Here is a 20,665-nt window from a genome sequence, read left to right on the forward strand (position 1 = left end):
GATGAACAACTCGCTTATCATTGCGCTTGATTTTGCTAATTCGGCTGAAGTAGATCAATTTTTACAACCATTTGCCGGCAAAGAACTTTTTGTAAAAGTGGGAATGGAGCTTTTTTACCAAGAAGGGCCATCCATCATTCACCGCTTAAAGGAATCAGGACATCGCATTTTCTTGGATTTGAAGCTTCATGATATACCAAATACTGTTTATAGTGCGATGAAGGGACTTGCCCGCATGAACTGTGACCTTGTTAATGTTCATGCGGCTGGCGGAAAAGAAATGATGGCAGCAGCGGTAGAGGGTCTGGAGGCTGGTACTGCTTCCGGAAAGAAAAGGCCGTATTGCATTGCCGTTACCCAGCTGACAAGTACATCAGAGGAGCAAATGAAAAATGAACAGCTAATCGCAGCTTCGCTTGAAGAGTCAGTGCTGCACTATGCTTCCCTGACAAAAAAAGCCGGTCTTGATGGCGTCGTCTGTTCAGCATGGGAAGCAGCGTCCATCCGTGAAAAGATTGGCGCTGACTTTTTGTCTGTATGTCCGGGAATCCGGCTTGCTACGGATTCTGTTGGGGATCAAAAACGGGTAGCAACACCTGAATTTGCGAGAAACGCAGGTGTCAGTGCGATTGTTGTCGGGCGTTCGATCACAAGGTCGGCAGATCCTCTGAAAAGCTATGAACACTGGATGGAATCATGGAAGGGAGTACACCAATGAAACACACTATTGCTGAAAAATTACTAGACATTAACGCGGTAGGATTACGCCCGCAAAATCCATTTACTTGGACTTCAGGTCTTCGTTCCCCCATTTATTGTGACAATCGGCTAACCTTATCCTATCCGGCCGTCCGCAGGGCTATTGCCAATGGGCTGCAAAAACTAATCGCTGAGAATTTTCCTGGTGCTGAAGTGGTGGCGGGAACAGCTACTGCCGGGATTCCTCACGCGGCCTGGGTCAGTGAGCTGATGGACTTGCCAATGTGCTATGTCCGCTCCAAAGCAAAGGGCCATGGCAAGGGGAATCAAATTGAAGGAAAAGTTGAGCAAGGACAAAAAGTGGTTGTCGTTGAAGATTTAATTTCCACCGGCGGAAGTGTCATCACAGCGGTACAGGCTCTTAGAGAGGCAGGCTGTGAGGTACTTGGGGTCGTCTCCATTTTTACATACGGTCTTGAAAAAGGGAAAGAAGCTTTTGCTGCGGAAGGAATTACAAGCTACTCCTTGACTGATTTTCCTTCCCTTGTTGAGACGGCCATTGAAAAAGGCTACATCAGCCAGGATGACCAAGAAAGTCTGCTTGCATGGAGCAAGGACCCTGGCGAGTGGAGCAAGAGGTTCGAGTAATTTTAGTGAATTTGTAGATAAACTTGAAAAATTGTTGATATAGGCTCTTTTCTGAGAGATGTTGCTTTTAACTATATTGAAAACACCGAGTGGATTGGAGCGAAAGGCGCTTGACTCCTGCGGGAAATAGAGGAAAGGTCGAGACCCCGCAGACGGAACGTCGAGGAGGCTCGACTTCCTCCCCGCGGGTTTGCTGAGCGCCTGTAGCGGAAAGGAACGGACAGTGTTATTTCCAAAAACAACAAACTTTACGAAAAGAGCCTTGATATATTTCTGGAATTTGTAGATATATCCTCAAAAATTGTAGATATAATTTAAATTTGTGTCGATATATCTCTGAAAAGTATCGATAACCATTATTAACAAGTCGTTTTGTTGATCTAATAATAAAAAAAGCCCCGGGCAACTCCGGGGCTTTACGCATTTATAGCATTATTTCTTTAATTTCAGTACCATTTCCTCATCCGGTGTCACGTATACCGTTTGCTGATGGTCATAGATGACAAATCCTGGCTTGGCACCACTCGGTTTCCTGACAAAACGCACTTTTGTAAAATCAACCGGAACTGAGCTGGAATTTTTCGCCTTGCTAAAATAGGCAGCCAACATTGCAGCTTCGTGAATTGTCCCATCAGAAGGCTCTTTGCTTCGAATAACGACATGTGAACCAGGAATGTCTTTCGTATGCAGCCAAATTTCATCCCTTGCCGCGAGCTTATTTGTCAAATAGTCATTTTGTTTATTATTTTTACCAACGATAATTTCAGTTCCATCTGAGGACTGATAGAAATCAAGAACCGGCTTGGCGTTTTGCATTTTTTTGCCGTTTCGCTTCTGACGGTCGCGAATATATCCGCCCTCCACAAGCTCATCGCGTATCTCTTGCAAATCTCTAGGGGAAGCAGACTGGACCTGCTGCAGAAGGCTGTCAAAATAGGCTGCTTCAACTCGAGCTTTTTCAATCTGTTCGATGACAATTGAAACAGCGTTTTTCGCTTTCTGATACTTGGAAAAATATTTTTGCGCATTATCAGAAGGAGATTTCCGAGGGTCCAGCGGAATGACAATCGTTCCGCCGTTTTCATCGTAATAATCAAGAACCTCAATTTCTTTCATTCCCTTTTTGGTGGCATAAAGATTGGCAGTTAACAATTCGCCATAACGCTGATATTCATCGGCTTTTTCTGCTTCCTTTAAGGTCGCTTCAAGTTTTTCTATTTTCTTTTCATTTTTTTCTTTTTCATTCGCAATAAGCTTCTCAATATCATTCCCTTGTTGTTTGACCCTGTCACGTTCCGCCTTGCCAAAATAATAACGCTCCAACAATTCGCTAAGGCTGGAAAAACTCTTCACTTCACCTTTCAGGTGCTCAAGCGGAAACAAATAAAAGGCTTCCTTTTCGGGAGTAGTGATGATTGACGGTGAAATCGTCCCTGCTTGGATTTTGTTAATTAGGCTTAAAAATATTTTGGGAACAGTCGTCCGATTGGCAAGCCCGCTTTGAAAAATGACCTCCTTCGCAAATAGCGGCGAGATGCCAGCGAACTGTTCGACAAGTTGGCGGTCAAGCCGTCCAGCATTAAAATCAAGGCCTCTAACGACATCTTCTTCATTTGCTTTAAACGGATTTTGCTTGTTTTGCTCAGGCGGAAACACATACTTCTGACCTGGCAGGATGGCCCTGTGGCTGTTAACAGCAAACGACACATGTTTGATACTGTCCAAAATAATATTCCGGGTTTTATCAACTAAGATGATATTACTGTGTCTGCCCATAATTTCAATAATTAATTGCTTATAACTGATATCACCAATTTCATTCCGGCCTTTGATTTCAAAAATAATCATTCGGTCGGTTTCAACTTGATATAAATCCTCTAAAATATGGCCCTCAATATGCTTTCTAAGCAGCATACAAAACATTGGCGGCTCACTCGGGTTTTCGTGGGTTTCGGTGGTGAGCTGTGCCCTTGCATAGCTCGGATGGGCGGATAAAAGCAGCCGGTGATTTACCCCTCCTGCACGAATCGTTAAAATAATTTCATTTTTATAAGGCTGATGAACCTTATTAATCCGCCCGCCTTTTAGGGAACGGGAAAGTTCATGACTAATTGCTTTTGTAAATAAACCATCAAATGACATGGTGAACATCCTTTTCTATTAACAATAGTTTTCTATATAAGTATAACCTTTCAATTGAGAATCTGTCTTTTATCATAGCATTTTTTTGGACGACCCTGAATAAGCTGTCTATAGAGTTCTTGCTTGTGGGTGCTTTGCATGCTCCAACTAATGTTTAATGCAGAGAATTACAGGCTAGTCATTAGAATTAGAGCTAAGGGGGAAGTGAGATGGTCGGATGAAGTTCCATGAGATGGAGATAAAACAAGTTGAAAAGGCTCTAGAAACCGACTTTTCATCTGGATTATCAGCAGAAAAAGTGAAAAAAAGGGTAAAGCAATTTGGTTTAAATGAACTAGAAGAAGGGGAGAAGCAATCGGCTTTACTCTTATTTTTTAGCCAATTTAAAGATTTCATGGTGTTGGTGCTCCTTGCAGCAACGTTGATATCGGGGCTGCTTGGTGAATATATCGATGCAATTGCGATCATTGCCATTGTCATTATCAATGGATTCCTTGGCTTTTTCCAAGAACGGAGAGCGGAAAAGTCACTTCAGGCATTAAAGGAGTTATCTGCTCCACAGGTTTCAGTGTTAAGAGATGGAAAATGGTTGAAGATTCCGTCAAAGGAAATCGTTGTTGGCGATATTTTGAAATTTGCAAGCGGCGACAGGATTGGTGCGGATGTTCGTCTGATTGAATCAAAAAGTTTGGAAATTGAAGAATCAGCGCTGACCGGTGAATCGGTACCTGTTTCGAAAATTACGGAGAAGCTGACGAATGAAAATCCGGGCATTGGAGATATGGAAAATACCGCCTTTATGGGAACGATGGTGACGAGAGGCAACGGTGTGGGTGTTGTCATTGCTACCGGTATGAAAACTGCGATGGGTCAGATTGCCGGACTTTTGCAAACGGCTGAATCCCAAGAAACACCGCTGCAGCGGAGGCTCGAACAGTTAGGGAAAATTCTAATTACAGTGGCACTCCTTCTGACCTTTCTTGTAGTAGTGGTCGGTGTGATTCAGGGACATGATATTTATACAATGTTTTTGGCAGGAGTTTCCTTAGCAGTAGCCGCAATACCTGAGGGGCTGCCGGCGATCGTGACGGTAGCTTTATCCCTGGGAGTCCAAAAGATGATCAAGCAAAAGGCGATTGTCCGGAAGCTGCCAGCGGTTGAAACACTTGGCTGTGCATCGGTTATTTGTTCGGATAAAACCGGAACCATGACGCAAAACAAAATGACGGTAACCCATCTCTGGAGCGGCGGACAAACATGGACTGTTGACGGTGGCGGCTATCAGCCGAAGGGTGATTTTTTCCGGAATGAAAGAAAGGTTCAACCTAAGGATGAAAAAGCCTTGCAACAAATGCTGATTTTTGGGATGTTATGCAACCATTCTGATATAAGCCTTAAAGGCGAGGACTATATTCTTGATGGTGATCCAACGGAAGGCGCGCTTTTGGTAAGTGCCATGAAGGCAGGCTTTAATCGTCCGAAGCTGCTTGAGGAATTTACCATTATGAATGAATTTCCTTTTGATTCCTCAAGAAAAATGATGAGCATCCATGTAAAAGACAAGCAGGGTCGACATTTTATCATCACAAAAGGGGCCCCTGATGTTATATTGGGAATCAGTGAATCGATTCTTTGGGACGGGAGAACCCAATATTTAAACAAGGAAACAAACAAAAAGGTTCAATCTGCGATTGACAATCTGGCAGCACAGGCATTACGGACGATTGCGATTGCCTTTAAGCCAATACCAGCAAATACGTATATTTTAAGTGAAAAAGAAGCCGAAAACAAATTGACCTTTATTGGCGTTCAAGGGATGATAGACCCGCCAAGACCTGAAGTAAAGCTAGCGGTTAAAGAGTGTAAGGAGGCGGGCATTAAGACTGTCATGATCACCGGCGACCATGCCATCACCGCTAAAGCTATCGCAGCCCAGCTCGGAATTTTAACGAGTAAAAGCAAGGTTCTTGACGGCAAGCAATTATCTGAAATGACGGTTGAGGATTTAGAAAATGTGGTTGAGGATGTTTCGGTTTTTGCCAGGGTATCACCCGAACATAAACTGAAAATTGTTAAAGCCCTTCAGAATAGAGGCCATATTGTAGCGATGACAGGGGATGGCGTCAATGATGCACCTGCCATCAAAGCAGCAGACATTGGGGTAGCCATGGGTACCACCGGAACGGATGTAGCTAAAGAAGCATCGGCACTCGTTTTACTAGACGATAATTTTGCAACCATTAAAGCTGCCATCAAAGAGGGCAGAAATATTTATGAAAATATCCGCAAGTTCGTCCGTTACTTGTTAGCTTCAAACGTTGGTGAAATTTTGGTAATGTTGTTTGCCATGCTTCTGGGTCTTCCTTTACCGCTCGTGCCAATCCAGATTCTTTGGGTGAATTTGGTGACAGATGGACTGCCGGCGATGGCACTTGGACTAGATCGGCCAGAGGAAAACGTTATGAAACGTGGACCAAGAAGTCCTAATGAAGGAGTATTCTCGCGTGGACTTGGCTGGAAGGTAGTATCCCGCGGCTTTTTAATCGGACTGGTGACGCTTTTAGCCTTTATGATTGTCTATCATAATGACCCATCACAGCTGCAATATGCTCAGACTGTTGCGTTTGCCACCCTTGTTATGGCGCAGCTGATTCATGTCTTCGATTGCCGCAGTGAGAAATCTGTACTGTCAAGAAACCCTTTTGGTAACCAATACCTTGTATGGTCAGTTATATCATCATTGCTAATGGTATTGGCAGTGATCTATTATCCGCCGCTGCAGCCGATTTTCCACACCCTTCCAATCACTGCGAAGGACTGGCTGTTGATAATCGGATTATCCTCTATCCCAACTTTTTTACTAGCAGGCTCATTTTTATTAAGAAAAACAAAATAAAGTGTGATATAATCCAAAAGGTAATAGAATCCATTCTATTACCTTTTGGATTTTTTAGCTTATAGCATAAATTCAAAGAATGGATGTGCGCCTAGAATGGTTGTAAGTATGACAGGCTTTGGAAGAGGCCGGGCAGAATCGGATTTCTTTACCGTGAATGTCGAAGTGAAATCGGTTAATCATCGCTTTACTGAAATAAATATTCGAATGCCAAGACAGCTATTAAAAATAGAAGATAAAATTAAAAAGAAGCTGAATCAGTATATCCGCCGCGGCCGGTCGGAGGTATATATCAATATTGAAGGTACAGGTCTAATTACCCGGACACTTCAAGTTGATTGGAAATTGATTGATGAATATTATCAGTTTATCGAACAGGCAAAGAGCAGATATGGATTTGATGGAAAAGCAACCCTTCAGGATTTGCTCCTTCGTTCAGACCTATTACATATTGAAGAAAATGAAGCCGGCAATGAAGAGCTTGAAAATTTAGTGTTATCCGCTGCCGAGGAAGCGGTCATCCAATTAAAACAAATGAGGCTCGCGGAAGGCGCTGTTTTAAAGAAAGACTTGCTTGCCATTATTGCCCAGTTGGAAACTCATGTTGAGGAGCTTCAAAATTATGCGCCAGAAGTGGTTCAGCTTTATAAGGAGCGGGTCTTAAAGAGAATGCAGGAGTTTACTGGCGGTCAGGTGGACGAGACAAGGCTTTTGACAGAAGTGGCTGTTTTTGCCGAAAAAGCCGATATAAATGAAGAGATTACCAGATTGACAAGCCATTTGGATCAGTTTGTGCAAACATTAAATGAAGTTGAACCGATTGGAAGAAAGCTTGATTTTATCGTTCAGGAGATGAATCGAGAGGTCAATACCATTGGGTCAAAAGCTAATGATGCAAAAATTGCCAAGAAGGCAGTTGAGATGAAAAGCTTGCTTGAGAAACTGAAGGAGCAGGTTCAAAATATCGAATAGAATCTGTTTAGAAATGCATAGACACGGTCAAAATATATTATTAATGATTGGATGATTTTCATGGCAATTAAATTAATTAATATTGGTTTCGGTAATATTGTATCGGCAAATCGAATTATTTCTATCGTAAGTCCCGAATCAGCTCCTATAAAAAGAATTATCCAAGATGCCCGGGACCGCGGATCATTAATCGATGCTACATACGGAAGACGGACTCGTGCTGTTATTGTAATGGATAGTGATCATGTTATTCTTTCCGCCGTTCAACCTGAGACAGTGGCACACCGCTTAACGGACCGTGAGGATACTATTGAAGAAGGGTAGGATTTTAGTAATATGCCAGAAAAAGGATTGTTAATTGTACTTTCCGGTCCATCAGGGGTGGGTAAAGGAACTGTACGAAAAGAGATTTTTTCACAGCCTGATACGGCCTTTGAATATTCCATTTCGGTTACAACCCGAAAGCCTCGTGCTGGGGAAGTGGATGGAGTGGATTATTTTTTCCGAACTCGCAAAGAGTTTGAGGAAATGATTAAGCACGGCAAGCTGCTTGAGTATGCTGAATTTGTTGGTAACTATTATGGCACGCCAGTTGATTACGTCCGGCAAACCCTGGATGAAGGCAAAGATGTTTTCCTCGAGATAGAGGTCAAGGGTGCCCGCCAAGTTCGTGAAAAATTCCCTGAAGGTTTATTTATTTTTCTGATGCCGCCAAGTCTTTCGGAATTAAAAAACCGAATTGTGACAAGAGGAACGGAAACAGAAGATATTATTCATAATCGGATGCTGACAGCTCGTGAAGAAATTGAAATGATGGAATTATACGATTACGTTGTTGAGAATGACCAAGTTGAACTCGCCTGTGAACGCATAAAAGCGATTGTAGTTGCAGAGCATTGCCGCAGGGAACGAGTAGAAGTACGATATAAAAAATTGCTGGAGGTTGATTAGGATGCTATACCCTTCTATCGATTCATTGCTGGAAAAAATTGATTCAAAATATTCCTTGGTATCTGTGGCGGCTAAGCGTGCCCGCGCCATGTCACAGGCAAAAGACGAAAGACTGCCAAAATACGTTTCCTACAAATATGTTGGAAAAGCGCTTGAAGAAATTTACAGTGGCGAGCTAACCTACCGCATTGCCAAAAAAGCAGAAACTCCTGCTGAATAAATGTAGAAACCGTTTAATGAAGGCTTGACGTAACAGTCAGCCTTTTTATTTTTTGTAATAGAATTTTGTCGAATTCAAATAGTAAAAGGTGAAAAATAAGTAAAATTCAATCATAATAGAGGAAAAAGTGTTAAATAAAGCGGGGGGAAAGTATGCTAACCAATAAAAAAATATTATTATGCGTAACAGGTGGGATTGCTGTTTACAAGGCAGCGGCCTTGACAAGCAAACTCGTTCAAGCCGGTGCCCAAGTTAAGGTTATAATTACCGAATCAGCCAGCCAATTCGTAACCCCATTAACCTTCCAAGCACTTTCACGCCATGAAGTTTATACAGATACATTTGATGAAAAAAATCCGCAGGTCATTGCCCATATCGACTTAGCCGACTGGGCCGATCTGGTTCTCGTGGCACCTGCCACAGCCAATACGATTGCCAAACTGGCAAGCGGTATTGCTGATAATATGGTCACTACTACGCTGCTTGCGACAACGGCACCAGTCTGGATTGCACCGGCCATGAACGTCCACATGTATGACCACCCGGCGGTTAAAAAGAATCTTGCCACTTTGGCGGACTACCGATACCGATTCATCGAACCAAGCGAGGGTTATCTTGCCTGCGGCTATGTTGGCAAAGGCCGCTTAGAAGAACCGGAGAAGATTGTTGAGTTAATTCAAGATTTTTTTGTCCACAGGGAACTTAAACCACTTAAAGGGAAAACAGTCGTAATAACAGCAGGACCTACAAGGGAAAAAATTGACCCTGTCCGTTTTATATCGAATCATTCAAGCGGAAAAATGGGTTATTCCATTGCAGAAGAAGCTAGGAAACAAGGGGCAAATGTTGTGTTGATTTCCGGTCCAGTGCAAATAACCGCCCCCTCAGGTGTTGAGCTAATCAAGGTTGAGAGCGCGGAAGATATGTTTAACGCGTGTATAGAAGTTTTTGATAAGGCGGATATTGTGATAAAAACAGCGGCTGTTGCTGATTACCGTCCCAAAATTGCTTTTGATGAAAAGGTGAAAAAACAGCCTGGCGGCACCTCACTAGAGCTTGAACGGACAAAAGACATATTATTTGAACTTGGCAAAAGAAAGAAAAATCAGGTGTTGATCGGTTTCGCGGCAGAAACAAATAATGTCGATGAATATGCTCGGAAAAAATTGCTAACAAAAAATGCCGATATGATTGTCGCTAACAATGTGAAGGCCGAAGGAGCAGGATTTGGCACAGATACAAACATCGTCACCCTATACAAACGTGACGGCTCAATAGTTGACTTGCCTTTGATGTCTAAAGCTGACGTCGCCGGGAAAATTATTGAAGAAATTGCTGCACTTCTAAAGGATTTGGAGAAAAAATGAACATTGCCAGTGTTATTGTAGACGTGCCGGCGAAACAAACAGATAAAGCATTCGATTATCTGATTCCAGACCAATGGGTGGAGATTATTCAACCGGGAATGAGAGTCGTCGTTCCGTTTGGCCCGCGTCAAATTCAAGGGTTTGTTATTGAGGTGAAGTGTGAGTCCGAATTCAAACAATTAAGGGAAATTATTGAACCGATGGACCTTGAGCCGGTTTTGAATCATGAATTATTAAAGCTTGGAACTTGGCTGACAGACCATACCCTATGCTTTAAGATTTTTGCCTTTCAGGTCATGCTTCCCGCGGCTTTAAAAGCTAAGTACGAAAAAAAGGTAAAACTTGCTCCAGGAGCTGCTGCTGCGGATTTGCAATTACCGCTCCAGCCATACTTTGCTAACAGCAGCACGCTCCAATGGGAAATAGCATTAAAAAATGGCCTTGTTCCCTATCTGCATCGGGCTTCGGCCGAAGGGCTTCTTGAGGTCTTTTATGAAGTGAAGGAAAAGGTTAGGAAAAAACATGTCCATGTGATTGGTCCCGCTCTTAGTGTCCAGGACATGAAGCTGGAGCTGGAGAGGCTGCCTGGAAATGCGGAAAAGCAGAAGCAAGTGCTGTCGTATTTTATAAAACATCACTGCGAAATTGAATTGCGGCAATTGACTGAAAAAATTAAAGTCTCCTCGACCACAGTCAAAGCCCTTGTTGAAAAGAAACTGCTGTGGGAAGCGGAAAAAGAAGTTTACCGGGACCCATATGAAAACCGCATCTTCGAACGAACCACCCCGCTTCCTTTAACTGAGGCCCAAACCACCGCCATTAAACCGATTCTTGATTCTATTGAAGGAAATCAACATGAGGTTTTTCTGCTTTATGGAGTTACTGGCAGCGGTAAAACAGAAATTTACCTGCAATCCATTCAGGAGGTTATTGAAAAAGGCAAGGAAGCGATCGTCCTTGTCCCGGAGATTGCCCTTACACCGCAGATGGTCAATCGGTTTAAAGGGAGATTCGGCGACCAGGTTGCGGTGCTCCACAGCGGTTTATCGGCTGGTGAAAAGTACGATGAATGGCGGAAAATCCAACGGAAACAGGTTAAGGTAGCGGTTGGAGCAAGATCCGCTATTTTTGCCCCGTTCGAAAATATTGGCATTATTATTATTGATGAAGAGCATGAGACAAGTTATAAACAGGAGGAAATGCCGCGCTATCATGCTAAAGATGTGGCGATTGAAAGAGCGAAGACCTATTCTTGTCCGGTTGTGCTAGGCAGTGCCACTCCATCTTTAGAATCGTTTGCGAGAGCGCAAAAGAATGTTTACCATCTATTGTCCTTGCCGGCGCGAATGAATAATAAAGCACTGCCGTCCGTGGAAATTATCGATATGCGTGAAGAGCTTCGCGCCGGGAACCGTTCCATGTTTTCCACGAAACTTTTTGAAATGCTTAAGGACAGGCTCGAAAAAAACCAGCAGTCCGTTTTATTTTTAAATAAACGCGGACATTCTTCGTTTGTCATGTGCAGGGATTGCGGCTATGTTGTAAGCTGTCCTAACTGTGACATCTCCCTTACCTACCATCGGGCTGGAGTTCAAATGAAATGTCACTATTGCGGTTTTGAAAGCCCAGTTCCAAAGATATGCCCTGAGTGTTCTAGCGAATATATCCGCTACTTTGGAACAGGGACGCAAAAGGTTGAGGACGAGCTTGGAAAAATTTTGCCCGAGGCCAGGGTCATTCGGATGGATGTGGATACAACAGGCCGTAAAGGTTCACACGAAAGATTGCTTAAGGAGTTTCAGGACGGCAAAGCGGATATTTTATTGGGAACGCAAATGATTGCAAAAGGGCTGGACTTCCCAAATATTACTCTTGTCGGTGTGCTTTCCGCTGATACGATGCTTCATTTGCCAGACTTCCGGTCATCAGAAAAAACCTTTCAATTATTAACACAGGTAAGCGGCCGGGCCGGGCGTCATCAGCTTCCCGGAGAGGTGATTATCCAAACCTATACTCCGGAACACTACAGCATCGAGCTGGCCGGAACACAGAACTATGACCTTTTTTATCAGCGGGAAATGTTTGTTAGGAAAATGCACCATTATCCGCCTTTTTATTTTCTTGCTCTTATCACGGTCAGTCATGAGCAGTTGATGACAGTCATGTCCGCTACAGAGAAAATTGCCCGTTTCTTGAGAACACAGGTTTCTAACCAGGCGGTTGTTCTTGGCCCCTCAGTCTCGCCAATCGCAAGGATTAATAATAGATATCGCTATCAATGTCTGATAAAATACAAGCGGGAACCGAACTTGACAAAAACATTGAAAACAATCATTGATCAGCATCAAAATGAAGTGAAAAATGGACTTCTTGTGTCCGTTGACGTAAATCCGTTTATCTTAATGTAAACTGGGTGAAAATGAATACTAAAGCAGAAAGCGCCTTGATCAGGGGCGACAGGAATAAGTCGAGCCGGCCGAGAAGTCTGTTCTTTAGCCTTCTTGTCGGATATGGCTGTAGACCTTTCGGCCCCCAGGCTCTGCAGCGAGAGATCAAACAAGTTAAAAAGCTTACTGGAGGAACCGTTTTGGCGATACGTAAAATTGTAAACTACCCTGCGGAAATACTGGAAACAAAATGCCAAGAGGTAGTAAAGTTTGATAAAAAACTGGCAAAAATGCTAGATGATATGTATGACACCATGATTGAATTTGATGGGGTGGGGCTTGCAGCTCCACAAATTGGTGTCGACGCCCGCGTGGCGATAGTCGACATTGATGATGAAACAGGGACAATCGAAATGATAAATCCGCGTATACTTGAAACAGCCGGAGAACAAACGGGACCGGAGGGCTGCTTAAGCTTTCCCGATTTGTTTGGGGAAGTATCTAGACCAAATTTTGTGAAAATTGAGGCCTTGGATCGAAAAGGCAGAAAATATGTAGTGGAGGCTGAAGGGTTTCTGGCACGGGCTATTCAACATGAAATTGACCATTTAGATGGGATTTTGTTTACTTCAAAGGTGTTGCGATATCTCGAGGAAGATGAGTTAAAAGGAGTAGAGGCTGAATGACGAAAATTGTTTTTATGGGTACACCCGATTTTTCAGTGCCTATTTTAAGACAAATCATTGAAGATGGCTACGAGGTAATTGGCGTGGTAACCCAGCCAGACAGGCCTGTCGGCAGAAAAAAGGTTTTAACACCGCCCCCCGTTAAGGTAGAAGCGGTAAAGCAGGGGATTCCTGTCTTACAGCCGGAAAAAATTCGTCACTCAGATGAGCTCAGTAAAATCCTCGCTTTGAATCCGGACTTAATCGTAACGGCAGCCTTTGGCCAGATTTTACCAAAGGAGCTGCTGGATGCCCCAAAATTTGGATGTATCAATGTCCATGCTTCCTTGCTTCCGGAATTACGTGGCGGAGCGCCAATCCACTATGCTATTATGCAGGGGAAAAAGAAAACTGGGGTTACCATTATGTATATGGTCGAGAAATTAGATGCCGGTGATATGATATCAAAAGTGGAAGTGTCAATTGCCGAAGATGATAACGTTGGTACACTTCATGAAAAACTTAGTGCTGCAGGTGCCAAACTGCTTTCAGAAACGCTGCCCAGGCTCCTCGAGGGCAAAGTAAACCCAATGCCTCAAAATGATAGTGAGGCGACCTTTGCTCCTAATATTAAGCGGGAACAGGAAAAAATCAATTGGGCCAAAACAGGCGTAGAAATATATAATCAAATTCGCGGCTTAAATCCATGGCCTGTTGCTTTTACGATGTTAGATGGCCAGGTGTTAAAAATATGGAGAGCGGAGAAAATCAGAAATGTCAAGAAGGACGTACCCGGGACCATAATCAACATTGAGCCGGACGGCTTAACGGTCAGTACCGGAGATGATACGGCGATTAAAATTATAGAACTGCAGCCATCCGGAAAGACAAAAATGGCCAGTGAGCAATTTTTGCGGGGAGCTGGTTCGAAAATTTCAACAGGCAGTAAATTAGGAGAATAAAATGACAACCAAAGCGAGAACGAATGTGCGTGAAGCGGCAATGGACCTTCTTGTTACAATAGAAAAAAATCAATCCTACAGCAATTTGCTGCTTAATCATGCAATCAATAATAATCAAATTCCGAAAAAGGATATCGGCTTATTAACGGAATTAACCTATGGAACATTACAAAGAAGAATGGCCTTAGATTTCTTTCTTAAGCCTTTTATAAAAGACCATAAAAAATTGGCGGATTGGATTATTCATTTACTTAGACTTACGGTTTATCAAATGGTTTATCTTGACCGAATTCCTGATCGTGCTGCTATTTATGAAGCAGTAGAAATTGCCAAAAAACGCGGACATAAAGGAATTGCAGGTTTGGTTAATGGCGTGCTTAGAAGCATTCAAAGAGAAGGACTCCCCTCTTTAAATGAAATTTCTAATCCTATTGAAAGATTATCACTGGAAACAAGTCATCCATTATGGCTTGTTAGTCGCTGGGCCAGCCAATTTGGTTATGATAAAACAAAAGAAATGTGTGAGATCAATCTAACAGCACCCATGCAAGTTGCCAGAGTCAATCTCACCAAGATTTCTCGAGAGGAATGTGCCCAGGTGCTGGAAGAAGAGGGGTTTCAAATTGAAAAAAGCCCGATTATTCCAGAGGCGATTAGGTCGTTAAAGGGAAATCTGGCTTCCAGCATTGCCTTTAAATATGGAATGTTCACAATTCAAGATGAAAGTTCGATGCTTGTAGCTTATGCATTAGGCGCGGAAAAAAATGAATTTGTCCTTGATGCTTGTGCAGCCCCTGGAGGTAAAAGCACTCATATAGCTGAAAAGATGCAAAATACCGGCGAAGTGATTTCCGTTGACCTTCACCAGCACAAAGTAAGACTAATCAATGAAAATGCCCGCAGATTAGGGTTATCAAATATAAAGACAAATGTCTCTGATTCAAGATTGCTTCAGGAAAAGTTCGAGCCGGAATCATTTCATCACATTCTGCTTGATGCACCATGCTCAGGGCTTGGGGTGATGAGAAGAAAGCCTGATATGAAATATACCAAGACCGAAAAGGATCTAGAGCGTTTAAGCAGTATTCAACAAAGTCTATTAACATCTGTTGCTCCTTTACTGAAAAAAGGCGGCACTCTTGTATATAGTACCTGTACAGTAGATAAAGAGGAAAATGAATATACAGTAAAGACATTTTTAGCCAACAATTCGGAGTTTGAGGGAGATTTATCATTTATAAATAGGATGCCAGAAGCGGTTCAACCTCTCATTACCGGTTTTGATTTACAAATATTCCCGCAGGATTTTGGGTCAGACGGCTTTTATATAGCCGCTTTAAAAAGGAAGGTGTAACGATTGGAACAACTAAATACAGCAGAGAAGAATACAACATTGAACAATAAGAAATCGATTTACTCACTTGAGCTTCAAGATTTAAAGGAATGGCTGAAAGAGAATGGCGAAAAACCATTCAGGGCTGAACAAATTTTTGACTGGCTTTATAAAAAACGGGTCACTTCCTTTGAGGATATGAGCAATTTGTCCAAGGGATTAAGAGAGAAACTGGCCGCGGCGTTTCAGATTACTACCTTAAATACAGTTATTCAGCAAACATCCTCGGATGGAACCATCAAATTTCTGTTTGAGCTTCATGATGGATATTCCATAGAGACTGTTTTAATGCGTCACGATTATGGAAACTCAGTTTGTGTAACGACTCAGGTTGGCTGCAGAATTGGCTGTACCTTTTGTGCTTCCACTCTTGGCGGCTTAAAAAGACATTTAGAAGCTGGTGAAATCGTTGCCCAGGTGGTCAAGGTTCAGCAAGCTCTTGATGAATCAGATGAACGAGTTAGCTCCGTTGTCATTATGGGTATTGGCGAGCCGTTTGACAATTACGATAATATGCTGTCGTTTTTAAAAATTATCAATCACGATAAGGCGTTAAATATCGGGGCCCGTCATATCACTGTTTCAACAAGTGGTATTATCCCGAAGATCTATCAATTTGCCGATGAAAATATGCAAATTAATTTTGCCATTTCCTTGCATGCTCCTAATACAGAATTAAGGTCAAGGTTAATGCCGATAAATAGAGCTTTTAAACTTGATGACTTAATGAAAGCAGTGCGGTATTATATCGATAAGACAGGCAGAAGAATAAGTTTTGAGTATGGCCTTTTTGGCGGCGTTAACGATTCAGTTGAGCATGCCGAGGAATTGGCAGAACTGATAAAAGGGCTTAAATGCCATGTGAATCTGATACCTGTTAACTACGTTCCGGAAAGGGATTACGTCCGCACGCCTAGAGAAAAGATTTTTGCTTTTGAGAAAACGCTAAAAACGCATGGTATAAATGTAACCATTCGCCGGGAGCACGGCCATGATATTGATGCAGCATGCGGGCAGCTTCGTGCAAAGGAGCGAAAAGAGGAGACGATGTAAAGGTATGAAAGCAGTATTTCAAACAGACCGAGGGAAAGTGCGTCTTCACAATGAGGATGCCGGCGGAGTTTTTATTAACCTTGACGGGGACCGTCTTGCCATCGTAGCCGATGGGATGGGCGGCCACCGTGCGGGTGATGTAGCAAGTGAAATGACCGTATCGCATTTAAAACAAGCATGGGAAAAAACAACCGGAATAAAAGATGCCGAGATGGCCGAAACGTGGCTCGAGGAGCAAATTAAAAAGGTAAATGAAATTCTTTTTGAACATGCCCTAAGCCATACGGAATGTGACGGGATGGGGACGACGATTGTCGCTGCCATCGCCACGAGTTTGTTTGCGACAATGGCAAATATAGGCGACAGCCGCGGTTATATTCTGAATGAATCTGGTTTTAAGCAAATTACCGAAGACCATTCTCTTGTTAATGAACTAGTCAGAACTGGACAAATTTCCAAAGAGGATGCGGAGCATCATCCTCGTAAAAACGTATTGCTAAGGGCATTGGGAACTGAAAAAACAGTCGAAATGGATATTAAAACAATCACTTTCGAAGAAGGCGATTTTCTCCTTTTATGTTCTGACGGTCTTTCCAATAAAGTTAGTGAACCAAAGATGAAAGATACGCTGTTAAGCAGCGGCCTTCTCGAGGAGAAAGCGAAAACCCTCATCTCACTTGCAAATGAAAATGGCGGAGAAGACAACATTACATTGGCTATAGTAGAGTTTCTGGAAGCCAGTGAGGGTGGTATGTAATGTTGATTGGTAAAAGACTAAGCGGCCGCTATAAAATCATTGATATGATTGGCGGAGGCGGCATGGCCAATGTTTACCTTGCACATGATATGATCCTTGACCGGGACGTTGCGGTTAAAATGCTCCGGCTTGATTTTGCAAATGATGAAGAGTTTATTCGGAGGTTTCACAGAGAAGCACAATCTGCTACAAGCCTTGCACACCCTAACATTGTCAATATATTTGATGTTGGTGAAGAAGATGATTTATATTATATCGTTATGGAATTTGTAGATGGGAATACACTGAAACAATACATACAGCAAAAGTCTCCTCTTAAAGTGGAAGAGGCAATTGAAATTATGAAACAGTTGACCTCGGCAATTTCTCATGCTCATAATAACCATATTATTCACCGTGATATTAAACCGCATAATATTTTGGTAGACCATGATGGGAATGTTAAAATCACGGATTTTGGTATTGCCATGGCTTTAAGTGCCACTAGTATTACTCAGACTAATTCAGTTCTTGGGTCTGTCCATTATTTATCGCCAGAGCAGGCCCGGGGCGGTATGGCCAATCGAAAGTCAGATATATATTCACTGGGGATTGTAATGTTCGAATTATTGACCGGCAGACTTCCTTTTTCCGGAGAATCTGCTGTATCAATTGCTCTTAAGCATTTGCAATCTGAAACTCCGTCCGTCAGAAGATGGAATCCAAACATTCCCCAGAGTGTAGAAAATATTGTCTTAAAAGCGACGGCGAAAGATCCATTTCATCGCTATAATAGCGTCGATGAAATGGAGGAGGATTTACGGACAGCGCTAGATCCGGATCGACTGTTTGAACCAAAATTTAATATTCCGATTGATGATGAAGCGACAAAGGCCATCCCAATTATCACAAATGATAAGCCATTAAAAAACCTGGATGAAACAATTGTTCACACCAGTGAAAAAAACACGGGCGGTTCGGGTGGTACTTCTGATTCGAAACAAGGAAAAGGGGTAAATAAAAAGCGAAGAAAATGGCCAATTGTTCTTTCTTTTTTAGTTTTACTGATTTTGCTTGGACTATCCGCCTATTTTGTTCCGGGATTAATTTCTGCAAAGGATGTCAAAATTCCTGATGTCAGTGGAATGAAGGAAGACGATGCGATTTCAAAGTTAAGTCAACAGGGACTAATTATTGATAAGAGAATTAAACTAACTGACGATGAAATTGAAAAAGGCAGTGTTATAAAAACGAATCCTGAAGCAGCCACAGTCGTTAAAGAAAAATCAAAAATAACACTTTATATAAGTACAGGAAAAGAAAAATATGAACTATCCGATTATGTGGGCCGGCAATATGATGATGTTATTCGTTTGTTAGATAGTCAGAATTTTAAAGATATAATGAAGACGGAGAAAAACGATGACAGCGAACCAGGAACGATACTCAGCCAAAATCCTTCCGGCGGGAAAAAGGTGGTTCCAGAAGATACTGTTTTGGAATTCGAAGTTAGTAAAGGCCCGGAAAAAATCGTATTATTGGATCTAACACAATATAGTGTAAAAGCTGCACAGGATTATGCGGCATCGGTCGGTTTAACATTAGATGCTTCACAGGAACAATTTAATGAAACCATTCCAAAGGGTATGATCATTTCCCAAGAACCTAAACAAGGGACTCAGCTTCAAAAAGGTGATAAAGTCACCGTAGTTGTCTCAAAAGGAAAAGAAGAAAAACCCCCTAGGGAAGTAACGAAGGAAGTTACAATTGATTACGAGCCTCCTTTACCAGGTCAGCCTGGACAAAAACAAGAAGTAAGGATTTATATTGATGATATGAATCACAATATGAGTGTACCTGCGGATGTCTTCTATATTACAGAAACAACAACAAAGCAAATTAAATTGATTATTTTGGAAGGTAAAAAAGCCAGTTATCAGGTGTTTCGGGATTCTAAGGTCATTGCAGAAGAAACGTTTAATTACAACGATGTAGAATAACCATTTTATATTAAATCTTTTTACATGGAGGGCTGCTATGCCTGAAGGGAAAATTGTAAAAGCATTGAGCGGTTTTTATTATGTTCTTTACAATGATGACTTAATTCAGTGCCGCGGAAGAGGAGTGTTTCGGAAAAATAAAATCACTCCCCTTGTGGGGGATGAAGTTGTTTTTCAAGCGGAAAATGACCAAGAAGGGTACATTTTGGAAGTGAAGGAACGCAAAAATGAATTGGTCCGCCCGCCAATTGCAAATGTCGACTTGGCGATTTTGGTTTTTTCCGCTGTTGAACCTGAATTTAGTACCGTACTTTTGGATCGTTTTCTTGTTCTGGTCGAATTTAATCAAATTGAGCCGATTATTTGTATTACCAAAATGGACCTAACAAATAATGAGGAGCAGCAGAAAATTTCAAAATATGCCGCGCACTATCAGGCCGCCGGTTATGAAGTGATTATGACCTCTTCCGAGACGGAAACGGGCATTGAATTATTACATCCACATCTCGAGGATAAAATTTCTGTTTTTGCCGGCCAATCAGGTGTTGGCAAATCATCTTTGTTAAATGTACTAAGACCAGACTTGGAATTGAAAACAAATGATATCTCCACCCATTTGGGAAGGGGAAAGCATACAACGAGACATGTTGAACTTATTAAAGTCGGCAATGGATTATTAGCGGATACACCGGGATTTAGCTCTTTGGATTTCACGGATATCGAAGCAGAGGATTTAACCTCCTGTTTTCCGGAAATCTTAAGGGTAAGTGAAAATTGCAAATTCCGCGGCTGCCTTCATCTGAGCGAACCGAAATGCGGTGTTAAACAGGCAGTGGAATCTGGTGAGATTCCAACGTATCGTTACGACCATTATGTCGATTTCCTCCAGGAAATTAAAGATAGAAAGCCGAGGTACTAATTATGATAAAAATCGCCCCATCCATTCTTTCAGCCGATTTTGCTAAATTAGGGGAAGAAATCTTAGCAGTTGAAAAAGGGGGAGCAGATTACATTCATATAGATGTGATGGATGGTCATTTTGTCCCGAATATCACAATCGGTCCGCTTATCGTCGAAGCCATTCGTCCGGTCACCAAGCTACCGCTGGATGTTCATTTAATGATTGAAAATCCGGACCAATATATTGAAGCATTTGCGAAAGCCGGAGCGGATTATATAACAGTTCATGTCGAAGCATGCCGTCATCTGCACCGCACGATTCAAAACATTAAATCCTTTGGTGTAAAGGCAGGGGTGGTTTTAAATCCTGCCACACCTGCAGAGTCAATACAGCATATTATCGGGGATATCGATATGGTGCTGTTAATGTCTGTCAATCCCGGATTTGGCGGGCAAAAATTTATTCCTGAGGTGCTGCCGAAAATCAAGAAAGTAAATCAAATGGCAGCGGAAAAAGGATTAGAAATTGAAATTGAAATCGATGGCGGGGTTAATCCGGAAACAGCAAAGTTATGTATTGAGGCAGGTGCCAATGTTCTAGTTGCTGGCTCTGCCATTTATAACCAAGAAGATTATGCGAAAGCCATTTCGCTCATAAGGGGATAATGAAGCCG

At 42.3% G+C, this 20,665-nt stretch carries 18 protein-coding genes; 17 read left to right on the forward strand and 1 reads right to left on the reverse strand.

Translation table 11 applies throughout. The features are described from left to right. Position 1: 1 nt before the first annotated feature. Together pyrF and pyrE are read left to right on the forward strand one after the other, a co-directional pair. On the forward strand, positions 2 to 718 hold the full coding sequence (gene pyrF, locus ACZ5AE_RS09490) for an orotidine-5'-phosphate decarboxylase (protein WP_464571648.1): 717 nt from the start codon (positions 2 to 4) through the stop codon (positions 716 to 718). Beyond that, positions 715 to 1,347: an orotate phosphoribosyltransferase gene (pyrE, locus tag ACZ5AE_RS09495; protein ID WP_464571650.1), complete on the forward strand. Its 633-nt coding sequence runs from the start codon at positions 715 to 717 to the stop codon at positions 1,345 to 1,347. Before pyrF ends, pyrE begins: the two co-directional genes overlap by 4 nt. A gap of 432 nt (positions 1,348 to 1,779) precedes the next feature. On the opposite strand, the gene ACZ5AE_RS09500 is transcribed toward pyrE, so the two are convergent. Further along, positions 1,780 to 3,489, reverse strand: a complete 1,710-nt coding sequence (locus ACZ5AE_RS09500; protein ID WP_464571652.1) for an Rqc2 family fibronectin-binding protein — start codon at positions 3,487 to 3,489, stop codon at positions 1,780 to 1,782. Between the two features lie 217 nt (positions 3,490 to 3,706). On the opposite strand from ACZ5AE_RS09500, the gene ACZ5AE_RS09505 reads away from it, so the two are divergent. From ACZ5AE_RS09505 to rpe, 15 genes are all read left to right on the forward strand, one after another. Beyond that, positions 3,707 to 6,385, forward strand: coding sequence for a calcium-translocating P-type ATPase, SERCA-type (locus tag ACZ5AE_RS09505; RefSeq protein ID WP_464571654.1), 2,679 nt, complete (start codon positions 3,707 to 3,709; stop codon positions 6,383 to 6,385). A gap of 96 nt (positions 6,386 to 6,481) precedes the next feature. Continuing rightward, on the forward strand, positions 6,482 to 7,357 hold the full coding sequence (locus ACZ5AE_RS09510) for a YicC/YloC family endoribonuclease (RefSeq protein ID WP_464571656.1): 876 nt from the start codon (positions 6,482 to 6,484) through the stop codon (positions 7,355 to 7,357). Between the two features lie 60 nt (positions 7,358 to 7,417). After that, positions 7,418 to 7,681 (forward strand): extracellular matrix/biofilm regulator RemA, encoded by a 264-nt coding sequence (gene remA, locus ACZ5AE_RS09515; protein ID WP_213116381.1) that lies wholly within the window; start codon positions 7,418 to 7,420, stop codon positions 7,679 to 7,681. A 12-nt stretch (positions 7,682 to 7,693) separates the two neighbouring features. Continuing rightward, a complete protein-coding gene (gmk, locus tag ACZ5AE_RS09520) occupies positions 7,694 to 8,308 on the forward strand; it encodes a guanylate kinase (protein WP_464571658.1) in 615 nt (204 codons plus the stop codon). Between the two features lies 1 nt (position 8,309). Next, positions 8,310 to 8,528, forward strand: coding sequence for a DNA-directed RNA polymerase subunit omega (gene rpoZ / locus ACZ5AE_RS09525; RefSeq protein WP_464571660.1), 219 nt, complete (start codon positions 8,310 to 8,312; stop codon positions 8,526 to 8,528). 152 nt (positions 8,529 to 8,680) lie between these two features. Further along, on the forward strand, positions 8,681 to 9,895 hold the full coding sequence (gene coaBC, locus ACZ5AE_RS09530; protein WP_464571662.1) for a bifunctional phosphopantothenoylcysteine decarboxylase/phosphopantothenate--cysteine ligase CoaBC: 1,215 nt from the start codon (positions 8,681 to 8,683) through the stop codon (positions 9,893 to 9,895). Further along, a complete protein-coding gene (priA, locus tag ACZ5AE_RS09535) occupies positions 9,892 to 12,303 on the forward strand; it encodes a primosomal protein N' (protein ID WP_464571664.1) in 2,412 nt (803 codons plus the stop codon). The genes coaBC and priA overlap by 4 nt, the downstream gene beginning before the upstream one ends. A gap of 179 nt (positions 12,304 to 12,482) precedes the next feature. Then, a complete protein-coding gene (gene def / locus ACZ5AE_RS09540) occupies positions 12,483 to 12,968 on the forward strand; it encodes a peptide deformylase (RefSeq protein WP_464571666.1) in 486 nt (161 codons plus the stop codon). Further along, a complete protein-coding gene (fmt, locus tag ACZ5AE_RS09545) occupies positions 12,965 to 13,909 on the forward strand; it encodes a methionyl-tRNA formyltransferase (protein ID WP_464571668.1) in 945 nt (314 codons plus the stop codon). The genes def and fmt overlap by 4 nt, the downstream gene beginning before the upstream one ends. A gap of 1 nt (position 13,910) precedes the next feature. After that, positions 13,911 to 15,263 carry a 16S rRNA (cytosine(967)-C(5))-methyltransferase RsmB gene (gene rsmB, locus ACZ5AE_RS09550; protein ID WP_464571670.1) on the forward strand — a complete coding sequence of 451 codons (1,353 nt, stop codon included), beginning with the start codon at positions 13,911 to 13,913 and terminating at the stop codon, positions 15,261 to 15,263. Between the two features lie 3 nt (positions 15,264 to 15,266). Continuing rightward, complete coding sequence (rlmN, locus tag ACZ5AE_RS09555) at positions 15,267 to 16,355, forward strand: dual-specificity RNA methyltransferase RlmN (RefSeq protein WP_464571672.1); 1,089 nt, start codon at positions 15,267 to 15,269, stop codon at positions 16,353 to 16,355. 4 nt (positions 16,356 to 16,359) lie between these two features. Then, positions 16,360 to 17,112 (forward strand): Stp1/IreP family PP2C-type Ser/Thr phosphatase, encoded by a 753-nt coding sequence (locus tag ACZ5AE_RS09560; RefSeq protein WP_464571674.1) that lies wholly within the window; start codon positions 16,360 to 16,362, stop codon positions 17,110 to 17,112. Further along, positions 17,112 to 19,091 carry a Stk1 family PASTA domain-containing Ser/Thr kinase gene (pknB, locus tag ACZ5AE_RS09565; RefSeq protein ID WP_464571676.1) on the forward strand — a complete coding sequence of 660 codons (1,980 nt, stop codon included), beginning with the start codon at positions 17,112 to 17,114 and terminating at the stop codon, positions 19,089 to 19,091. Before ACZ5AE_RS09560 ends, pknB begins: the two co-directional genes overlap by 1 nt. A gap of 37 nt (positions 19,092 to 19,128) precedes the next feature. Beyond that, positions 19,129 to 20,010: a ribosome small subunit-dependent GTPase A gene (gene rsgA / locus ACZ5AE_RS09570; protein ID WP_464571678.1), complete on the forward strand. Its 882-nt coding sequence runs from the start codon at positions 19,129 to 19,131 to the stop codon at positions 20,008 to 20,010. Between the two features lie 2 nt (positions 20,011 to 20,012). Beyond that, positions 20,013 to 20,657 (forward strand): ribulose-phosphate 3-epimerase, encoded by a 645-nt coding sequence (gene rpe, locus ACZ5AE_RS09575; protein ID WP_464571680.1) that lies wholly within the window; start codon positions 20,013 to 20,015, stop codon positions 20,655 to 20,657. Positions 20,658 to 20,665: the final 8 nt, after the last annotated feature.

The organism is Neobacillus sp. S1227, from assembly GCF_055385255.1.